Origin of the sequence: Allorhodopirellula heiligendammensis (assembly GCF_007860105.1) — a bacterium.
Taxonomy (GTDB): Bacteria; Planctomycetota; Planctomycetia; order Pirellulales; family Pirellulaceae; genus Rhodopirellula; species Rhodopirellula heiligendammensis.
In genome coordinates this window covers 207057-227217 of sequence record NZ_SJPU01000001.1, presented here as the reverse complement: position 1 = coordinate 227217, position 20161 = coordinate 207057, and the positions used below count along the sequence as shown (strand labels likewise).

General features: G+C 56.6%; 1 protein-coding gene. It reads left to right on the top strand.

What is annotated here, in order from left to right:
- Positions 1-478: 478 nt before the first annotated feature.
- Complete coding sequence (locus Poly21_RS00880; RefSeq protein ID WP_146405065.1) at positions 479-20068, top strand: tandem-95 repeat protein; 19590 nt, start codon at positions 479-481, stop codon at positions 20066-20068.
- Positions 20069-20161 lie beyond the last annotated feature (93 nt).

Here is a 20161-nt window from a genome sequence, read left to right as displayed (position 1 = left end):
CATCGGGAACTTTTCCCCTTTAGCAGCGTCCAAAGGAACGCGGAATCATGTCGGCTGTCTGGCGTGAGGTCGCTCGCTGAGATGATGGTGGGGGCGTCCAGAAGCGCGGCAAAAATTTGCGGCTCTGAATGCTCCAACTATACTCGGCACCATGTGTGCATCGGCCGGTCGGGCTTGAAAAAGGGGGGGTATCCCTTCCAGAGCTTGTTGGCGGTGTGCGCGCAGCCCTTTCAGAACTTCGAGATCCACAACAAGTGCAACGGTTCTCTGGTGGTGCGAGCGTTTTCTTGCTTGCCGCTATCAGTTTGCCGTCCGCTCTGCCAAGAAGGTTCGGTCTATGACCTCGCGTCAGCGAAACTCATCGTCTTCCCCCGTTTCATCGGCCCCCTCCTCTTCGTCAGAGCGTTCTGAGCGCTCGCGGCGTCGCGAGCGTGATGGCAATCGCCGTGGTGCTTCGCGATTGGCGAGGCGTCAGCACTTGCTCGAAACGCTTGAGCCTCGACAGTTGTTGGCCGGGCCGCAGTTGATCGGCATCCAGCCCAACGAGGGTGAGTTGATCGACAACGGCGACGTCCGTCAGGTCGCTCCACGCGTGCTGACGTTCCGGTTCGACGAAGATCAACAGATCGATACCAATACGCTCGATGCCATCGAAATTACTCGGAGCGGCCGTGACGGGGCGTTCGGCACCGCCGACGATGTGGCAATTCAGCCTGGGTTGGTGACGCTGGGCGATCCCAACGAGAACGAAGTTGTCGTGCGGTTCGCTGATGCGCTGCCCGATGACAATTATCGGATTAACATTTACGGTTATGACGATCCTAATGCGACGCCCCGGATCGTAGGGCTGCGCAATGTGCAAGGCGAGTTGATTCAGCCTTCGGTGCCTGGAACGCGTACCGAAACGATCGATTTCCAGCTCGATCTTGGGGCGCTGGTCGAGTCGATCGTGCCACAGCCGGTGATCCGCAATGCCGACGGTTCATTGACGCAGAACCGTGACGAAGTCGTGGTCTATTTCAACGAAGATCCGCTGTTCACTGAGAATGGGCCAGACGGTCAGCCGACGGACCGCTCGGCAGAAAACCCGCGTTTCTATCAGTTGCTGTTGACTCAGGAAACGGTCCGTACGACCGACGACGTTCTCTATCAGCCCAAACAGGTGATCTATGATGCGGACACTTTCACGGCGCGATTGATCTTCGATACTGATATCAATAGTTTGCCGGGAGTGCCGGTCGGTGGAGGTACGTTCCGATTGCGTATTGGGACTGCAGTCGACGCCAGGGCTGATTTGATTGTCCCACCCACGGACTTCGTCACGGCTCCATCGGCAACCGTGCCGCTCAACTCGACGGGCGCGTCGTTTGATTTTGTGTCGCGTAATGTTGGTGAGGATGCCTCGGGACAGCAGGTCCGATTCGTCAACACTGGCACGGCAGGATTGTCGGCTGCGGTGGATGCCGATGGCGTGATCGTTTTCAATTACGGCGGCAGTGCGCCCGTGGTGAGCGACCTCGTCAATCTCGTCGCAGCGGATGCGGCGATCAGTAGTCTCATTTCGATTTCCGTCAACGGCGGTGCAGCTGGCCTGCCGCTTCCCCAGAACCTCGTCGGCGCCAATCCGATCACGCTCTATGGATTGGGCGACACGCTAGGCACTGCGCTGAATATCGGCACGTTTGGGCAGTCTGACGCACTGACCAGCTTGGTGATTCGTGACTCAATTTCACCCAAGGACCTCTCGATTCAGCTGTCGGGTGGTGATGAGGATCCAGGTCATCGGCTGTTGATCGAGCATATCAACGAAGCCTTTGGTCCGGATACCCAAGCGGGCATCACCGAGATTCCTTACAACTTCAAAGGCGTGTATTTTCAGAACGGTTCGACATCATCGTTGAATCAGATCACGCCCACCCAGAAGCAGCGTATTCGTGAAGTGCTGGAGTTGTGGAGTCACAAGGTCGGCGTGCAATTCACGGAAACCGCGAATCAGGGGATCACGTTTGCCTTGGGTGAAACCGGAAGCGACCTGACGAGCGCCTTGTTGCCTGCCAGTCAGCGGTTCACATCGGTGCCGCAGTTGCAAGCGGTACTGCGGGTTGACCCAGCGATCAATGACAATGCGACCGCAGCGTCATCCAACGCTTCGATTGTGTTCAGCAATCAGGCTAATTTTGGCCTTAACTATGGCGAGGATTTCACTCGCAAGGCTGCTGCTGGAGTCGGCTTCTTGCTGGGTTTGCTGGCGGCGCCGGATCAGGCTCCTCAGGTTCTCATGTCGCTCAACGCGTTCAATGAGGAAGCGTTGCTGCGGCGACCAAGCGATGGCTTCCGCGGACCTCAGATCACAGCCCCCACCACCAACCCGAACTCACCGAATTATCAGGTGTTCGATGAGGACTACCCAGAGTTCCGCGGGTTTCTGAATGACCCCATCGATCCCATTGTATTGCCGAGCCAGGTTCCTACTACTGAAGGATCCCTGGTTTACCTGCCCGACAACATTGATGATTTCCAGTTGCCTAACTGGGAGCCAGTGTTCCCATCGAACATCGATGTCCTCCACGGTCAGTATATCGATCGTCCCGACAGCGTGGATGTTGACCTGTATCGGTTCGAGGTCAACCTGGACGATGCCGATCGTGTGGGTCAGCTCAGTGTGGAGACCTATGCTGAGCGGTTGGCCGACTCCAGTTCGCTTGACACTACCCTGACGTTATTCCAGGAAGTGCGTGCGGGCGCGACGACGGATCTCAAGGTTGGGCCGTCACTGCAGTTGAAGTTCGATGCGGTGCAGGTGGGAGCGACGGGGAATGGATCGCGAATTGAGTTCATTCAGAGTGATCGCGTTGCGGGCGACGATGCCGTTCGCGTGACACAGCTTCTGGATATCAATGGCAATCCGATCGAGAACGGGATCCTGGTAGATCTGCCTCGTCGAGGCCGGTTCATCAGTAGCGTTCCGGTCAGCGATCTGATCAATGCGATTCAGAGTGACGCGTTGGCGAGTAGCCTATTCAATGTCAATTTGGTGAAGGGTTCGCCCTCAACGGATATCAGTGGTCAAGACTTGCGGACCAGTCCCGTTGTATTGTCGGGTGGCGGACTGCAGCAGCTCAGCCGCAACGATGACTACTTCAGTGAAGATTCGTTCCTCAACGCTTCACTCGGTGCGGGTGTGTATTACATCGGTGTGGCCGCCAGTGGCAACGACACCTATGACCCGATGATTAAGGACAGTGGATTTGGTGGCTTGACGCAGGGTGACTACGAGCTGCGAATCAAGTTTGAGCCCCAAGTCGATGAAGTCGACGTGATTCGGGATCAAGATGGTTCACGGGCCGGCGTCCCTGGCACGCCACTTGATGGCGACGGCGACGGCACGCCGCGGGGTGTTAACAATTTTTGGTTCCAGACTCGTCCCGAGCAACGCACCCTGCACTTCACGCTTGCCGGGCAAGCGATCACGCCGCGGCAGACCATCACGATCACGGGCAGCAATGGCGATTCACGCACCTATGAGTTCATCCCGATTGGAGGCGGTTCGCCGCGTCCAGGGAACATTGCGGTTACCTATAGCAACACCGCTGGCAATGATTCGCCGGCGGGTAACCTAGCCGAGTTGCTGGCCACTGCGATCAACGGTCGTCAAGACGCCACCGGCGTGACGGCATCGGTCACCGGTGAGAGTCTCACGCTCGATGGCGAGCGGGCAATTAAGTATTCAAATGATTTCCGTGGAGTGGAAACATTTGGTCGGATGATTTTCGTCGACAAGCTGGCGGCGACCAATGCGGACGGCAGTCTGGATGCTCCCTTCAACAACATCAACAATCCCGCCGTGGTCAATGCGTTTGGCGCCACGCAGCGAGGAGACATTGTCCGCATCGTTGGAAACGGCGGTTCCGATCAAGACTTGACCACCGAGAGGGACAATTTTGCCTACGAATTCGGGGTGAACGAAATCGGCGGCGGTGTTCGTGAAGACGGCCGGGACATGGAGATCCCAGCGGGCGTGACAACGATGATCGATGCCGCAGCGATCTTCAAAATGCGCTCGGCGCGAGTCAGTGTCGGTAGCAGTAGTTCGCTAATTGATCGCAGTGGTGGTGCCCTGCAGGTTCTGGGGACTCCCCGCTTGGTTGACTTCAATGCGATCGACCCCAGCGATAAAATCCTCGGCGATACCAATGACGCTGGACTGGGGTACGACGACGGTAGCGTGATCTTCACGAGCACGCGGGATCGCCAAGCCGACCAGGCGGGAGCGGGAACGTCACCTGCGGCGAAAGCCGGTGACTGGGGCGGATTGGTGTTCCGCCGCGACGTCGATCAAGCTCAAGGTCGTCGCGACCTGGAAGATGAAGGGATCTTCCTGCAATCGGTCAATCATGCCGAAATTCGATACGGTGGGGCGAGTGATATCCGGGTCGACTCGGTGCAGCAGACGGTTAATCCAATTGAATTGATCAACTTGCGTCCGAACATTTCATTCAATGAAATCACACTCAGTCGAAGTGCAGCGATCAGTGCGGCCCCGGATAGTTTCCGCGAGACGACCTTCGGGACGCCGGCGTTCCAACAAGCTGGTGCATTCACTCCGGACTACAGCCGGGTCGGTCCCGATATTAAAAACAATGTGTTGACGGACAACAGTATCAACGGTCTGTTCATCCGCACCATTGTCACGCCCAACTCGCCTCCGACACAGTTGAGCGCGGCGGCGCGGTTTGATGATATCAGCATCGTTCACTACATCGCTGAGAATCTAGTGATTGCGGGGACCCCCGGTGGCTCGATCAACGATGGGATTCGGCCTTCATTGGCCCAGGCATCCACGCAGGTAATGACCGGAGGCAGCTTGCCTGCGGGTACCAATACAGTGGCGTACCTGATGACCTACGTTGACGCCAATGGATTCGAATCGGCAGCGACAAATGTCACCGGGGCTCTTCGGCAGACGGCCGCAAGTGGTCAAACGCTCGCCGGGGCGAGCATTCAATTGGCAGGACTGCCGCGGATTCCGGTTGGAACGGACTATGTTTCACGGCGACTCTATCGCGCAGAGTTTACCTCAGCGGCTGACGCCGGCGATGTGACCAAGAGCCTCAATGGTTATCGTCTGATTGCGGACCTCGATGGTTCCCGCTCAACGTATACCGATGATGGGTCCGCCTCCGAAGGGGTCTTGGATCTGAATCATGTCGGCGTTCGCGGTCGGCTCGATGCCTCGCTCGTCGTTGATCCCGGCATGGTGGTTAAGCTGACCGGAGCACGCATTGAATTGGGCCACGGTACGCAGTTGCTCGCCGAGGGCACATTGGCTCGTCCCGTGATCTTTACCAGCACCCAAGACGATCGTTATGGGGCCGGTGGGACATTTGATACCAACAACGATGCGGGCACAGTTGCAGGCTCGCGTGATGCCGAGCGTGGCGATTGGTCGGGCATCTATGCGGGACCCAACGCCCACGTCAGCATGGATCATGCGGTCGTTGCCTATGGTGGTGGGGTCAGTTTAGTCGAGGGCGGCGAAAGTCACGGTTTCGCACCGCTCGAACTGCAGCAAGCCGAGGGGCGGGTCGTGAACTCGCGCTTTGAGTTCAATGAAAGTGGGCAAGACGGATCGGGGAATCCGGGACGCGGTGGCCGACTCGCAGCGGATGCGTCGGTGATTTTTGTGCGGGGAAGTCAGCCCATTATTGTCGCCAATGAATTTGTCGATAACCGTGGCGCGACGATCGCAATTGATGTTGATTCAATGACCGCTGATTATCTGCGTGATACCGGTCGCCAAACCGGCGGTGTCGATACGTTCTCAGATCTGGATGACAACCAAGGCCCTCTGATTCGTAGGAACCGGTACGAGGTCGTGCCGGCGGATGATGATGCAGATAAACAGATCAGTGGTTTGGTGATTCGCGGTGGCGAGTTGCTCACCGAATCGGTGTGGGACGATACTGATATTGTTCATGTGCTCAATGAGAGCGTGACCGTCGGTAACCTGCAGAGCTCGGGCGGATTGCGGTTGCAGAGCCGCGCCAACGAGTCCCTCGTCGTGAAGCTGATGGGCGGAGGTACGCCAAACAGTCCTACGCTGGGAACCGGCTTGACGGCGACCGGCGAGACGAGCGACAGCGCCCAACGCATTGGTGGTACCCTGCAGATCGTCGGGCTGCCCGGGGCGCCCGTCGTATTGACGAGCTTTAAGGACGATACTGTCGGAGCAGGAATCAGCGTCGACGGAACGCAGTTCACCGATACCAACGGTGACTCCTATGGCTCGCGTCCGCAATCCAACGATTGGCGGAGCATCTTGCTCGATCAGTATAGCAATGATCGCAATGTCGATTTCGTGCTTGAACAAGAACTCGCGACAGACGTGGCCCCTGGTATCAACGGCACTGTGCAACAGGCTCAGGTCCTAGGTGATTTGGCGAAAGATTTGAATACCGGTGACGAGAATCGTCGCCTCGGCTTCGAGGTCAGTGGCTACCTCTCTGAGCCAACCGACGTGGACACCTATAGTTTTGTGGGCAGCGCGGGGTCGGCTGTCTGGGTGGACGTTGATAACACCACGTTCGGTTTGGATACGGTTGTCGAACTGCTCGATTCCACAGGTGTCGTGTTGGCTCGCAGCGACAACTCTCAGGCTGGGGATGCAGTCGCCACGGATCCGTCTGTTGAGGGGTTGATCGGTTCACTGCAATCACGCGCCGACTCATTCACTGACTTTGACGTCTTTGGTAACTACGTCGATCATGGCAGCGTTAATCCGCGCGACGCGGGTTTCCGTGTCGTCTTGCCAGGCGACGCCAGCGGTGTTGAGAGTCGCAGTGTGTACTACGTTCGTATTCGTAGTGCGTCGAGCAATTTGGACGATCCCAATGCGGGCGGCAGTCGCGGTAACTACAACGTCCAAATCCGACTGCAAGAAGAGCAGGAATATCCTGGCAGCGTGGTGCGATTCGCGGACATCCGATACGCCAACCAGGGAATTCACCTGCGTGGCCTTCCGGGCGAATCACCGCTGATGGGAGAAGCCGGTGAGAATGAGCAGGTTAACGAATTCGGTGGAACCGTTGCCAGTAACGACATTTTGCGATCGGTGCCACTGGGAGAGGACGATTTCGCCCCCCAGAACCGCCCTCAAAATGTTGGCAACCTGCTCGAAGGCAAGAATCCTGTCATCAGTGTGGCCGGTTCGCTGAGCAGTAGCAGCGACATCGACTTTTATCAAATCGATCTTGATGCCTCGGTCACTACCACAGGCCAGCTGAAGAATTATCTGTCGACGGTGTTCGATATCGATTATGCTTCCGGGCTGACGCGCCCGGACACGAACATCAGCGTCTATTATGATTCTGATGGAGAATTTGGCCCTGCCCAGCCCCAGCTCGTCTTGTTTGGTGCCGACAGCAATGTTGCCGAAGATCAAACGAGCCCCTTCGGCGATAGCGATGATTTAGCCGAACGCCTCGACCGGGGATCGATCTCCACCTCCGATCCTCTGATTGGTCCGGTCTCGCTACCAGAGGGCAGCTACTACGTCGCTGTTTCAGCCAGCAACCAGCTCCCCAGCGAGTTGTTTAATAACGACATTCGCCGCGAGCCTATCAACTCGGTGCAACGTCTCTTCGAAGATCGCATCGATACTTTCGTGCCCACAGGCTCGACCTCCAACGACAGTGTCTTCGGTGGCCCTCGGTTCGATCAATTGTTCGATGATGTGGAAATCGTCGGCAGTGGATTCACCAAGTCGACCGAGCGAGGTGGCGAATTTGGGCACGGTTTGTACGGGAACTTCGACAATAGCAATGTTGCTCAGATCGGACGTGACCAAATCTTGTACAGCGAGATCCAGGGCTCGAGTGTCTTCACGTCAGAGCCTTATACTGCGGTGCAGTCCATCCCGGAAGGTGCGCGGACTCCCGTTGGGGCCCTCGACCTCAGTTCACTCCAGTTCTCACTGGGCAACAATACGCAAATCGGAGGCGCGTTCGATTATACCGCTAACGTTATTCCTCACCTAACAATCGAAGGTGGGATGGGTGGCGATATTTCGGATTTCTACCAACTGGTCGTGCCCAACAACAACACCCGTGTCATTCTCGACGTGGATGAAGGTTACAACCCTTACCAGGGTGAAGATGTCGATGACCCTGCCGATCAAGACCCCGGCGAAGGTTACTCACGGGACTTCGATAGCGTCGATGTGGATTTGGTGATCATCAACGCGGTACCCGCCATCGTCACCCCGCCAGGTCGGATTTTGAATTCACTGCCTAGCGAAGGGCAGCAAGGCAGTCTCGGGGCTGGATACGTTTTCAATCCTGGCGACTTGATCGGTCGCAGTCGCGACCCGTTCTTTGACGGGATTCTCGATGCAGGGGTTTACTTCATCGGTGTCGTGAACACCGATACCACGGTCGCCATTAACAACGGTGTCGTTGAAGTCACCAGCGATGCCGCTGACGTGCCGATATCGGGACGTTATCTCTTGCACGTGTCCGTCGAGGGACAGACCGTTGACGCTGGCCTGAGCACCAACGAGAGCTTATTTCTCAACCGTAACGACGAGGCCACTGGGAACCTACGCAGCGATCCCTTCGATCTGACCGGCTACGTGGCTGAAGATTTGCCGCGGTTTTATTTCAATTATCTGTGGGATAGTCCCACCGACGATGTCAGCCTCACGATCACGAGCGATCAGAACCCGACAGGCGTCACGCTGAGCAATCTCACCAATAGCTCGTTGACCTTAAATAATCAGTTCGGAGCCGATTTCCTCGGCGATGGCGAGTGGCATCAGCAGATCGTTGATCTGGGTGGGTTTGCAGGCGATACCGGCATCCGCTTTGAGTTTGAATATGACGGCGACACGACCCCGTTGCCGAGTGTCGATGGATTGTTTTTAGATGACTTCATCGTCGGGTTTGCCGAGCGTGGTGAAACCGTGTTTAATGCGATTCCGGGCGAGACCAGTTTCCAGAGCAGTGGCTTCAATAGTGGACCGGCCGGCGAGTACCAACTCGAAGCTCGTCGGGCGACGACATTCGCCACGCCGACATTCAATGCCCAACAGTTGACTGCGTCGTTCGATACGAACGCGCGTCACGCCCAAGAGGTCACGTTAGTCGCGCCCGCCGGTTCGCAGATTGCCGATGGCGACACATTCGAACTGAGCGATGGGAAAACAACTCAGGTATTCGAGTTCGACACCGACGGAGTCGTGGGATTTGGCAACCAACGCTTGCCATTCCTCTCTACCGACACCTCGGTGGAAATCGCAATGAAGTTGCGAACGGCGATCAATGATTCCACTCAGCTCGACGTCGAAGCGGCGTCGGCGTCTGGGCTTGATACGGAGACAATGACCAGCAACCGGCTCAATCTGTTCGGGATTGTCGCGGGCACGTTCCAGCCGCTCTCATCATTCACGGATGCACCGGCTGCCTCGGATCCACTGGGATCTGAGATGACCGATGACAATGAACGCCGGATCTTCATGCCTGCAGTGCTCTTCGATGGCATTGGTGATAGCAATTTCAAACGCACCCAGGGTCAAGTGATCGTTGAGAACAACACGATCAGTGATGTGCATGCGATTGGCATTTGGTCGGAGCCGGGCGACCGCGGAACCGATCCCGAAGACATCCGGGCCAACCCAGATGACTCGTTCTTCTTCGGCGGCATTTTTGGTAGTCAGGATGATATTTATGGGCTCGATCGCACGGTCACCGACCCGCATCCATTCTTGCAGTTGCCACCGGTGGGCAATCCGTCGCTGGGCGTCGCTCGCAACCTGCCCACACTCAATAACTCGGTTGAGGGGGGCTTGAGCACGGGCGTCGTCGTACGTAATAACACGATCGACCAAGCTGGATTGTCAGGTATCAAGATTCAGGGCGAACCGCGTCCGTTCGTGATCGACGCCACGGTGTTGCAAAACATCGCTGGAGATGCTGACATCACTGACATCCTCAGCAGTCCCTCTCAGATTCCCGATGGTTTCGCGATGGCGATTGACGCCGGCGGTACACGGGTCGTCTTCGAGTTCGAAGACGTTGCTGGAGCACCGACCACAGCGGGTGGTAGCGGCGTGGCCGGTGGTAATGGTTGGGTCGATGGTCACGTGCCGATTTACTACCGCCACCCGGCGGCTACAGGCAGCTACAACAACGTGCCACCAAGTGGGGGCGCTCGCGCATACGGTTACAACTCGTTCGAGTTGATGTTGTCGATTCAACAATCGATTCAAGGCAGCATTCTTGTTACCAACGATATGGCCGAACTCGTCACGGCCACGCTGGCGGTATCACCGACCCAACGAAATGGATTCTTCGAGGAATTCGCTCGCAACGCCGAGTCCTTCCCTACCGCTGCGGTCTATTTGGAAGGGGTTAGCAATATCTACTTCACATCGGCCTACGCACGAGGTGGAGGTTCGAGGATTTTCGTGCAGGAAGCCAACATTGCCGAAGCGCCTCAGCCTTTTGCCCGCGTGATCAACAACACGGTATATGGAGCTGACGGGACGGAGTCGCTGTATCCCGATGATGCCGCAGCGGACGCCAACGATGTATTGTCCGACGCCACGGTGACTCATGTGGGAGCCAACCACACCGGTCCCTATATCCAAAACGCCGCCATCGGATACAACATCCCGCAAGGGTTGACCGATCAGACGATCACCTTCCGCACGGTCTACAATGACACCAACGTGACGGATTCGCGATCCGCCGTGGTCGGTGTGGGAACTGAGTTCCCAGACATCAATAGCTTCGCCACCGATGGTGCCCCGACGACCACGGTCAATGCCAATATCGGCATCACGAATTCGGCAATCGCGATTGACTACCTTGAAGCGGGCGTGGTCGAAGAGGGCGACTTCAATGGCTATATCTTCGAAGGCGACTTTAGCAATCTGGAACAAGTTACGGTCAGTAGTGCCTCGACCGTCGGCGTCGATGTTTCATATACCGATACGCAATTGCTCGTCAACCTGACCGGCGGCCAGTCGATTGCGGCCAGCGATCAACTGTTCCTGAGCCTGGTCTTTCCCGAGCGAACTCTGCCCGCGGCATTGGCCGGTGTGGCAGACGAAAACGACGTCGATTTCTACAAGGTTGAACTCGGTGTGGGCGATCGATTGATCGTGGACATTGATACGGATGCCGGCGGCCCCGATACGATCATTCAGATCTTTGATGAATTCGGTGAAAGCCAAATTCTCAATGTCGGAGCTCCCAACGAAACGAGAATTGCGGACAATGGGGCGGCACCGGGATACTTGGACCCACGATCAACCGTGTTTACCGATGCCGGCAGCAATCGGCCTGGGGCGGTCAACGATCCGCTCAATGGCCGTGACCCATTCGTGGACTATACGGCGTTGAAGACCGGCACCTATTTCATCGGTGTCAGTTCGGTCAATAACTCCGAGTATGATCCTAACAGTATCTCCGGTCGAACCGGTGGTACGACAACTGGCGAGTACGAAATTGGCATTCAGGTTTACGCCCCGCGTCAGTTCGTGATGAGTCTTGACAACGAGTCAGAGTCGCAGGCGATTCAGACCGGGACCAAAGCCGGCGCGCTGGTCGGGACGACCTTCACGATCACGCAAATTCCTGATTTTGCAGGCGACTGGCCAAACTTCCCCGTCAGCGGTGGCATTCCAAACACCACCGGTAACCAACTGACGTTTGAGTTCACGGATAGTGTTAGCAGCATCATCCTGGGCAATGGCAATTACAACATTCCATTGATTGTCGACCAGAATGATGGCGGGTACCGGGTTCCGGATATCATGAGTGCGATCGCCAATGCGATTAATGGACTCAAAGAACCCTTGACGGGTGCGGACGTTCCGGCACTGCCTAACTACGAAAATGGCAATGGCCCGGGCGGACGTTCTGGGCCGGTCACGCGGGTGACCGCCTCGGCACTCGGTGGCCAGGACGGCGACAACGCAGGGATCGTCAACCTATCCGATCCGAGTCGTCGCCCCGGCATCTCGCGAACGACTCCTCCACTGCACTACTTCCAGCAGAACGAATCGGACTTCCCGTTCGGTTTCGGCCACGATCGTCAGGAAGATTTGAATTTCACGATTCGCCCTGCCAATTCGCTGACCGATGGCTTTGCGACCACTGAGTTGTACGTATTGTTCAACAACGCGGCGGAAATCGAACTCAGCCCCGAGGCCATTGCTGCCGGATTGAAGCTGACGACGAATGATTACCGGAGCCCCAATAATAACCGTGTCGATTTCGCTGAGAACAGCGACCAGCTGATCATCGAGAGCGGCATTTGGGTGACCGGTGGCGCTTCGCCGACGATCATGAACAATGTGTTGTCGAACTTGCATCAAAGCATTGCCGTCGACGAGACGAATTTCTTCGGATTCGGCAAACGTGTGCAGGTTGCTGGTGACGACTATGTCAAGCCGCAGGAAGTGATCGTCAATGGAAACGTGTTCCAATACGACGAGTCGCGAAATAGCGAAATTCGTTTTGATATCACCTGGCCCATCGACACCACTTCGCCGTTCGATGTGATCGACACATCGCTCTCGACCGATGATGTCGTGGGGGCCACGAACGTGGCCGTGCAATCGGACGACTTCAACTTCTTTATTCCACCGGGTGAAGCTTTACTTGAAGATGCCGAAGGTAATAACTTCTTGCCCGCGGCGGGCTCGAAACTGATCGACAGCGCAACGAACAACGTTGGCGAACGCCGTGCGTTCTCGGCGGTGAAATCGGCCATCGGATTGCCGGCGAGCAACATCATCGCCCCTGATCGCGATGTCAACGGAATTCTGCGTGCAGACAACCCGAACTTTGCGACCCCTGGCGGCACCGGACAGTCGGTGTTCAAAGACCGCGGTAGCTCGGAACTCGCCGATTTCATTGGCCCGGTTGCCGTTGCCATCAATCCTCGCGACAACGACGCAGCAGGACTGGATAGCGATCGTACAACGAGCTTTATTCAGCGCGGAACCGGTACGTTGGGTGACTTCCGCATCCAGTTGGTCGATACCGGCGATGCATCCAATCCATTTACTGGGATTGGTATCGATGACAGTACGCTGATGGTCGCCGAGATTCCGGGTCTGCGGAAGTCAGGGGCAAACATCACGGTCTTCGAGAATGATCGTCTGCTCACCGAGGGTATTGACTACACGTTCAGTTACGACGCAACCAGCAATACGATTACGCTCATTCCGCTGGCGGGCGTATGGCGGGATGACCGTTCCTACCGAGTCGCGTTGAATAACCGTGACCGCAGTGTCGTGATTGCTCCGGATCCCAGCGAAGTTGCTGACGGCGATCAAATCCAAATCACCGATTCCGATGGCGGCACGGTCGTATTTGAGTTTGAGTCGGGATACCAACTGCTGCTCCCCGAAGCTCCCACGCTGATCGTGCCCAGCGTGGGCACCGATGCCGGTGGACTACGCGACGGAGATATTTTCCAGATTTCCGATGGTGTCAATGAGTCGACGGTGTTCGAGTTTGATACCGATGGTGTCTTGCTACCCGGTTCACGACGAATCTCCCTGCCTACTGAATCATTGGTGGGCGACGATGTGACATTGCGGGTGGGCACCGACAGTTTTGTATTCCAGTATGTCAGTGAAGGTGATGCTGCTACTGGCGGGGCAATTCCCGTCACGTACAACCCTGTCGACCCAGTGGAAGGCAGCATCTTCGAATTGTATCGCGTTATCCAAACCACATTGACCAACAACGGCATTAACAATGTCTTTGTCGATGTGCCTGATGACGATCTGAGCAACCTGATCATTACAAGTGAAACGGGTGGCCCTACAATCGCGATCACGGACAAACCGGATGCGTTCACTGCCGGGCCAGCGCCATCACCAGCGAGAGGAGTTTCGTTGCGTCTGGACAGTCTGCCCGCAATCCCCACGCCGACCGATGCTGCAGGAAGAGCTAATTATCTCAATCAAATCGCCGAGAGTATCCAGACGGCGATCACCCAGGAGCGTCGCAAGGTCGGTGAAGTTGGGGAGTTGCCCGAGAGTCGGGCCGCCGCTTTCGATATCGATGTGGAGGTTGACCGCAACCGTGTCGTACTCGGTGCGTCGTTGGGATATGTTGTCGATACATCCGGCGGCGGACTGGATCAGGACGCCCGAACACTCGCTTTCGAAGTTCCCTTGATTGGAACCGGAGCCAATGGCATCAAGGACGGTGATTCGTTCACGCTGGGCAATGGAAATATTCAGCGTTCGTTTGAATTTACTTTTGACGCTCAGCTCAGTAACAGCAGTGCGATCGCGATAACTCTTGATACCAGTTTGGGCGATCTCACCGGTGCGGACATCGCCGAGCTGATCAATGTAGCGGTCACTGATTCCGGCTTGGGGCTGACCCCGACAGTCGATGGGGCAACGGTCTACTTGGATCTACCGTCCGCTGGATTCGCTAATGTTTCCGCCGGTCAACTGCGTTTGGTCGGTCTGGCCCGTCCGCTGCTCGATGGCGATGCGATTCGCGTCAGCCGAGCACCCGAGCCGCCGTCGACTGCAATTGTCGTTAACAACACCTTCCCGGCTGGTTTCGAAGTCGGTGCGATCAACACGCCGCTTGACGGAACTCTCTTCACCTTGGAGTTACGCGAAGGCGATCAACTTCCCGAACTTTATACGTTTGAGTTCGACACCAGCGACGTTGATCCGCCCGAAGTGTCCCCTGGCAATATCGCGATCGACGTTACTGAGACGATTGTCAACGAGAACGGAACCACTAGCGAATTCTACGTCTCTCGCGACGAACTCGCCCGCCGAATTTCGGCCGCGATTCAGACACGAGGAATCGATGTGGATCCCGTCGCCCAAGACGAGTTCGTGTTCTTGACGATTCCCGCTGGCCAAACGGCGAGAATTATCTCCGATTTCAGTGGTGTCGCGTTGACGGATACCGCGACGTTCGAAGAACGGCAAACGCTCGAGTTTGATCTGGTCACCGATACCAACCCGAATGGCGATGGTGTGACGCCAGGAAACGTGCCCGTTCTGTACTCGCTGACCGATACCGCGACCCAGTTGGCCGACAAGGTTGCCGAGGCATTGAACGTCCTCGCAGGTGACACCGACGGTGATGGCGTCGCTGATAACACTCCCGCGATTCCTGGATTGCTGCCAGGCAGTGACACCGTGGCACCGGGTCAGGTCGCCGTGAACGTGGATGTCAATGATCCGCTCACGCTGAGCGTCTCGCCAAGCAGTTCGCTCGAGGTGCGTGGCGAGCCTGGCGTCAGCGGCAGCAGCACCGTTCAGGTCTTCGGTCCATTGCTGCTGACGATGCCAATCCTGGGTGGTAATAGCATTACCAACGGTAGTGTTTTCATCATTACTGATCCGGATGGCAACGATGTTATCTTCCAGTTTGATATCGGTGGTGTGCCACCAGCAGGGCAAGCGATTGCCGGTGCCATCATTGTCGCCTACAGCACAGCCGACAGTGCGGATGTGCTGGCGACGAACTTCACCGCGTCCATCAATGCCTCCACCGTCGGGTTGCAGGCGACCGTGGTCAACGGAACCCAGATTTCGCTCGGTCGCACCGATCGTGACCGCGTCAGCAATACGGGCTTGCCTGGCATCAGTGGCACACCCGCCATTGGGATCGTTCGCGGAATTGTCGGCGATGGTGAGATCCTTCGCATCCGTCAGGGCGACGTGTCGGTTTCTTATGAATTCGATTCGGTCGACAATGGCGGCGGGGTGCAACCCGGCAACGTACAGGTATCCTTCCAACCGACGAGCACGCCCGGCGATATCGCTGAAAGCTTGGCAGCAGCGATTCGCAACAACACAGGTGGTTTGCGATTCACGCCAGGCGAAGACGGCACGATCTATCCGATCGCTGAACGCGATGAGAACGGCATTCCTACCGGCGCGGTGATCCTAAACGATCTGCCGGGGACACAGGTCGATACGTCGGCAGCCCCGACGCTTAACGTCATCGGCGTTCCAGGCGGTGCGATTCCAATCACCATTTCGCCATTGTTCAATGCCGAAGCGGTCAAACAGGTATTGCTGCGTCAACTTAACAGTGTCAACAAGCCTGGTGAGTTGCCGACAACAACGTTGTCTGCCGAGGATCGTGGTGGAAATACACTATTCGTGGAAAATGCTTCCATCATTGCGGGCCCGGTCGACAACTACTATCTGCCGGCGATCAAGGACTTGGTGGGCAATCCGCTACAGCCGAATCGCGATGATCGGACAACGCAGTTCACGATCAACCTGTCCGACATCGCCTTGGACTATGGCGATGCTCCCGACCCAGTTGGTTCGATTGCAGGTCGGTACCCCACCCGTCTGAATGACAATGGTGCTCGCCATATTATTGGCAATGGTCCGATGCTCGGTACGAGCGTCGATGCGGAACTCGATGGACTCTCTGTGCGAACCGCCGACGGCGACGATCTGACCATCGAGGTCAGCGGCGGTGGAGGAGTGTTTGCAACCAGCCTCGATGCGGGTGTTGTCAGCATCAACATCAATCCAAATGATGTAGCCGATCTCACGCAGTTCGATGGTGAGACCTTCACGATCGACACCGGTGCAGCGATTGCCACCTTTGAGTTTGATACCGATGGGATCTTCGACGAAGACAATTTCGCCGTGGCCGTTTCGGGGGCAATGACGAAGCAAGCCATTGCCAATGCAATTGAAGAAGCGATTCAGCTGAGCCCGTTGAATCCTGCCAGTGTCGCGACCGTCGATGGCCCGACTGCCGGTTCAGTCGTCGTGGAAGTCAGCGGCGATGATGAGGATGGCGTGACGTTCACCAGTGAGGGTAACCCTCAGGGGATCTTCAATCCGAACCTGACCACCTCGATCAATGTGGTCGTGACGGGGGCTGGCGTGCTCGAGGGCTGGATCGATTTCAATGCGGACGGTGACTGGGATGATCCAGGCGAATTGGTGATTTCACCAGATCTCGCCACCGATAGCACTGTTGCCAACCCGGCCATCTTTGGTGATGGGACGACGAATCGCACGTTCAATATCTCGATTCCCGCCACCACGCCGAAGTTGCCAGCGGGACAATCTGCGGACACCTATGCTCGATTCCGGATCTCGCGAACCGGTACGGGTTCACCGGTTGGGTTAGCACTCAGCGGGGAGGTGGAAGATTACCTCGTGCGTCTGGTCGGTGGTCAGCCGCCAGTCATTGGCAACCCCAATCCGCAGTACAGCATCCCTGAAGGGGGCTTCCTGCAGGCTAGCGATGACCTTGGTAATGACGCCTTCGATAACAACAATGGTTTGCTCGTTGGCGTGACCACGGCAACGCCCGGCGGCGTTCAGATCTTTGCCGATGATGTTGGAACACGCGACCTGTTTGGGGAAACCGGACAGTTTGCCGGTACGCTCACGGTCATGGCCAACGGAACGTTCACCTTCGCCGCTGATGATGACTTTGCCGGACAAGTTGTCTTTGACGCTCGCGTGAGCGACGTGGTCCCAGGAGCTCCTGAGAATCAACTCGTCAGCACGCAGCGGGTATCTGCCACAATCACGGTGACGCCTGTCAACGATCCGCCAACGCTGAAGGTCGGCGTCAATGCGAGCGACGTGATCACCGAGATTACGATCAACGAAGACAATGTGCTCAGCCAAGCCGATCAAACGAGCCTTGGACCGGTTGTGTTTAGTGCTGCCGATCTGATCGACCCGTTCTACATCGCCGGCCCCGGCAGCGAGCCACAGGAGCAGGTGCTGTACTTCTTGCGAGCCGGAACCGACACGACGGCGTTCCGGACCGCTCAAGGTGGGTCGCTGTCGATCAGTGCAGACGGACGCACGATCCTCTACACACCACCGGCGGACTACAACGGCCAGACTCCCGATTCGTTTAATTACACGGTAGCTGATCGATTGCTGAGCACGCTGCCTGGTTCCATCGTCAGTCAATCGGCTGCAGTGAAAGGCCGAGTTGAAATCACCATCGATCCGATCAACGACAACCCGCGACTCAATAATGAGACGTATCAAACGTCCGAGCGAGTATCGGCTAGCGATCCGGCTCTGACCATTCCCATCACGGGATCGATTGTCGTCAACGGCCAGACGATCAATGGAATTCTCAACAATGACACGGCCGGTCCTCCCGACGAGGTCGCCCCGCCAGAGAATCAAACGATCAGCTTGGTGCCCGATCAATTCACGTCGATCGTCAATGGCGTGGTGGTGCCGTACCGCCGTACCGAAGGCGGTGGTGGCCAAATCGGTCAGGTTGGATCCAACCTGGTCTACACGCCACGAGTGAATTTCAGCGGTGTAGACCGATTCACTTATATTGTTCGTGACTCACTCGGTGCGGAATCCACGGCGACGGCGACGATCGTTGTCGGTAACGTCAACAACCCGCCTGAGTTCGTGGGTGTGCGTGGGGAAGCGGGCCAGACCACGCTCGAGTTCCAAGAACGCAAACAGCCTGATGAAACGGTCTCCTTTGACCTCACGTCGTGGTTCACCGATGCCGACGGGGATGTGCTCACCTTCCCCAGCCCTGACGTGGGCAACACGAGCCTGATCCAAGCGACCGTCAACGGCAATATGTTGACGCTGAACTTCACGCCGTTCGGATTTGGTTCTACCACGCTGACGGTGAAAGCCCTCGATCCTTCCGGATTGACGGTCAGCCAAGTGATCGATGTCAACGTGATTGGCACACCCGATGCACCGATTGTGGCGGGCAGTCTGCAGCCAACTGTGATCGACGAAGACGGTGTGGCGTTGGCGAACCTGCGACGTCAGCAGGTTGATTCAGATGGTCTGTTCTTCGATCCCGACAACGACACGTTGACCTATCGTGTGCGTCGACTCGGTTCGATCAACAACCCCACGGCAGCGGACATTGCCGCCGACCCGTTGATTGATTCCATTCGGTTTATCGGCGATACGTTGCAGATCAGCCCGAAAGCGGATCAGTCGGGACAAGTGCAAATTGAAATCGAAGCCTTCGATGGTACCTTCGTCAATTCATACTCGTTCGACTTTATTGTGAACGAGGTTCCCGATGCACCACGTGGCAACGTCACTGGTCCCGATGCCTATTCGGTCCCCGTTGGCGGCAGCCTGCGGATTACCGATCCATCGCTCGGCTTACTCCGCAATGATTTTGATCCTGATCCGGGTTCGACCATTCGAATTGCTCCAGGCTCACTGACGCAACCTGTCGGTGGCACGGGCACGGTCGATTTGCTCGGCCGCGAAGACGGTGCGTTTTCGTTTACTACGACCACGGACCTGAATAACCAACCGGTGCCCGGTCAGACCGATCAGTTTACCTACCGACTGATTGACGATACCGGACGGCTTAGCAATCCGATTCAGGTGACGATTACGTTTAATCAGTCGATTTATCAAAATCCAGTCGATCAGTATGACGTTACCGGCGACGGATTTGTCAGTGCGATTGATGCTCTGCGAATTCTCAACCTGATCAACGCTCGCGAGGACAGCTCGTCACCGTTCAGTGTGTCGGAACTGACCACGCAGCCGCCGGACTACTACGATGTCAACGGCGACGGATTCATCACGACCGTCGACGTGTTGCAGGTGATCAACGAACTGAATGAGCGTGACACCAATGGCGTTGACGGATCGGGTGAACCGATTTCGCCATCGGAGGCATTCTCAGAAATGGCCAACGTGAACCTGGCGAGTGCCGGCACGGACGGTTCGGCGGGAATGCAGGGTTCCTTTGCATCGACTCAGGCATTTGCGAGCGTGTCGACCGCTAACTTGGGTTCGGCCAATTTCGTGCCCGTTCCCACCGATCGCGTTGCCCGCTCCGCAGTTTCAACGATCGAGAATTCATCGAACTCGCTCGATGCGATTCTGACCGGCGGGATCGAGCTTCAAGCTGGCGGTGCCACCAGTGCACAGCGGGCAGTGGACGTATTGGCAACCGGATTCGGGGCGTCACAATCGGACGACCCGGCAGCGGCTAGCCAAGCGTTTGATTCGGCCCTGATGGATCTTTTTTCGGACGAATCTGAGAGTGACTAGACTGGATACGCCCACCACGCTGGGCGGGCAGCGGGTAACTTAGATTACCCGCGTCCCGCCGCTTTTTTACCTACCCACCGATTTTATTCTTTC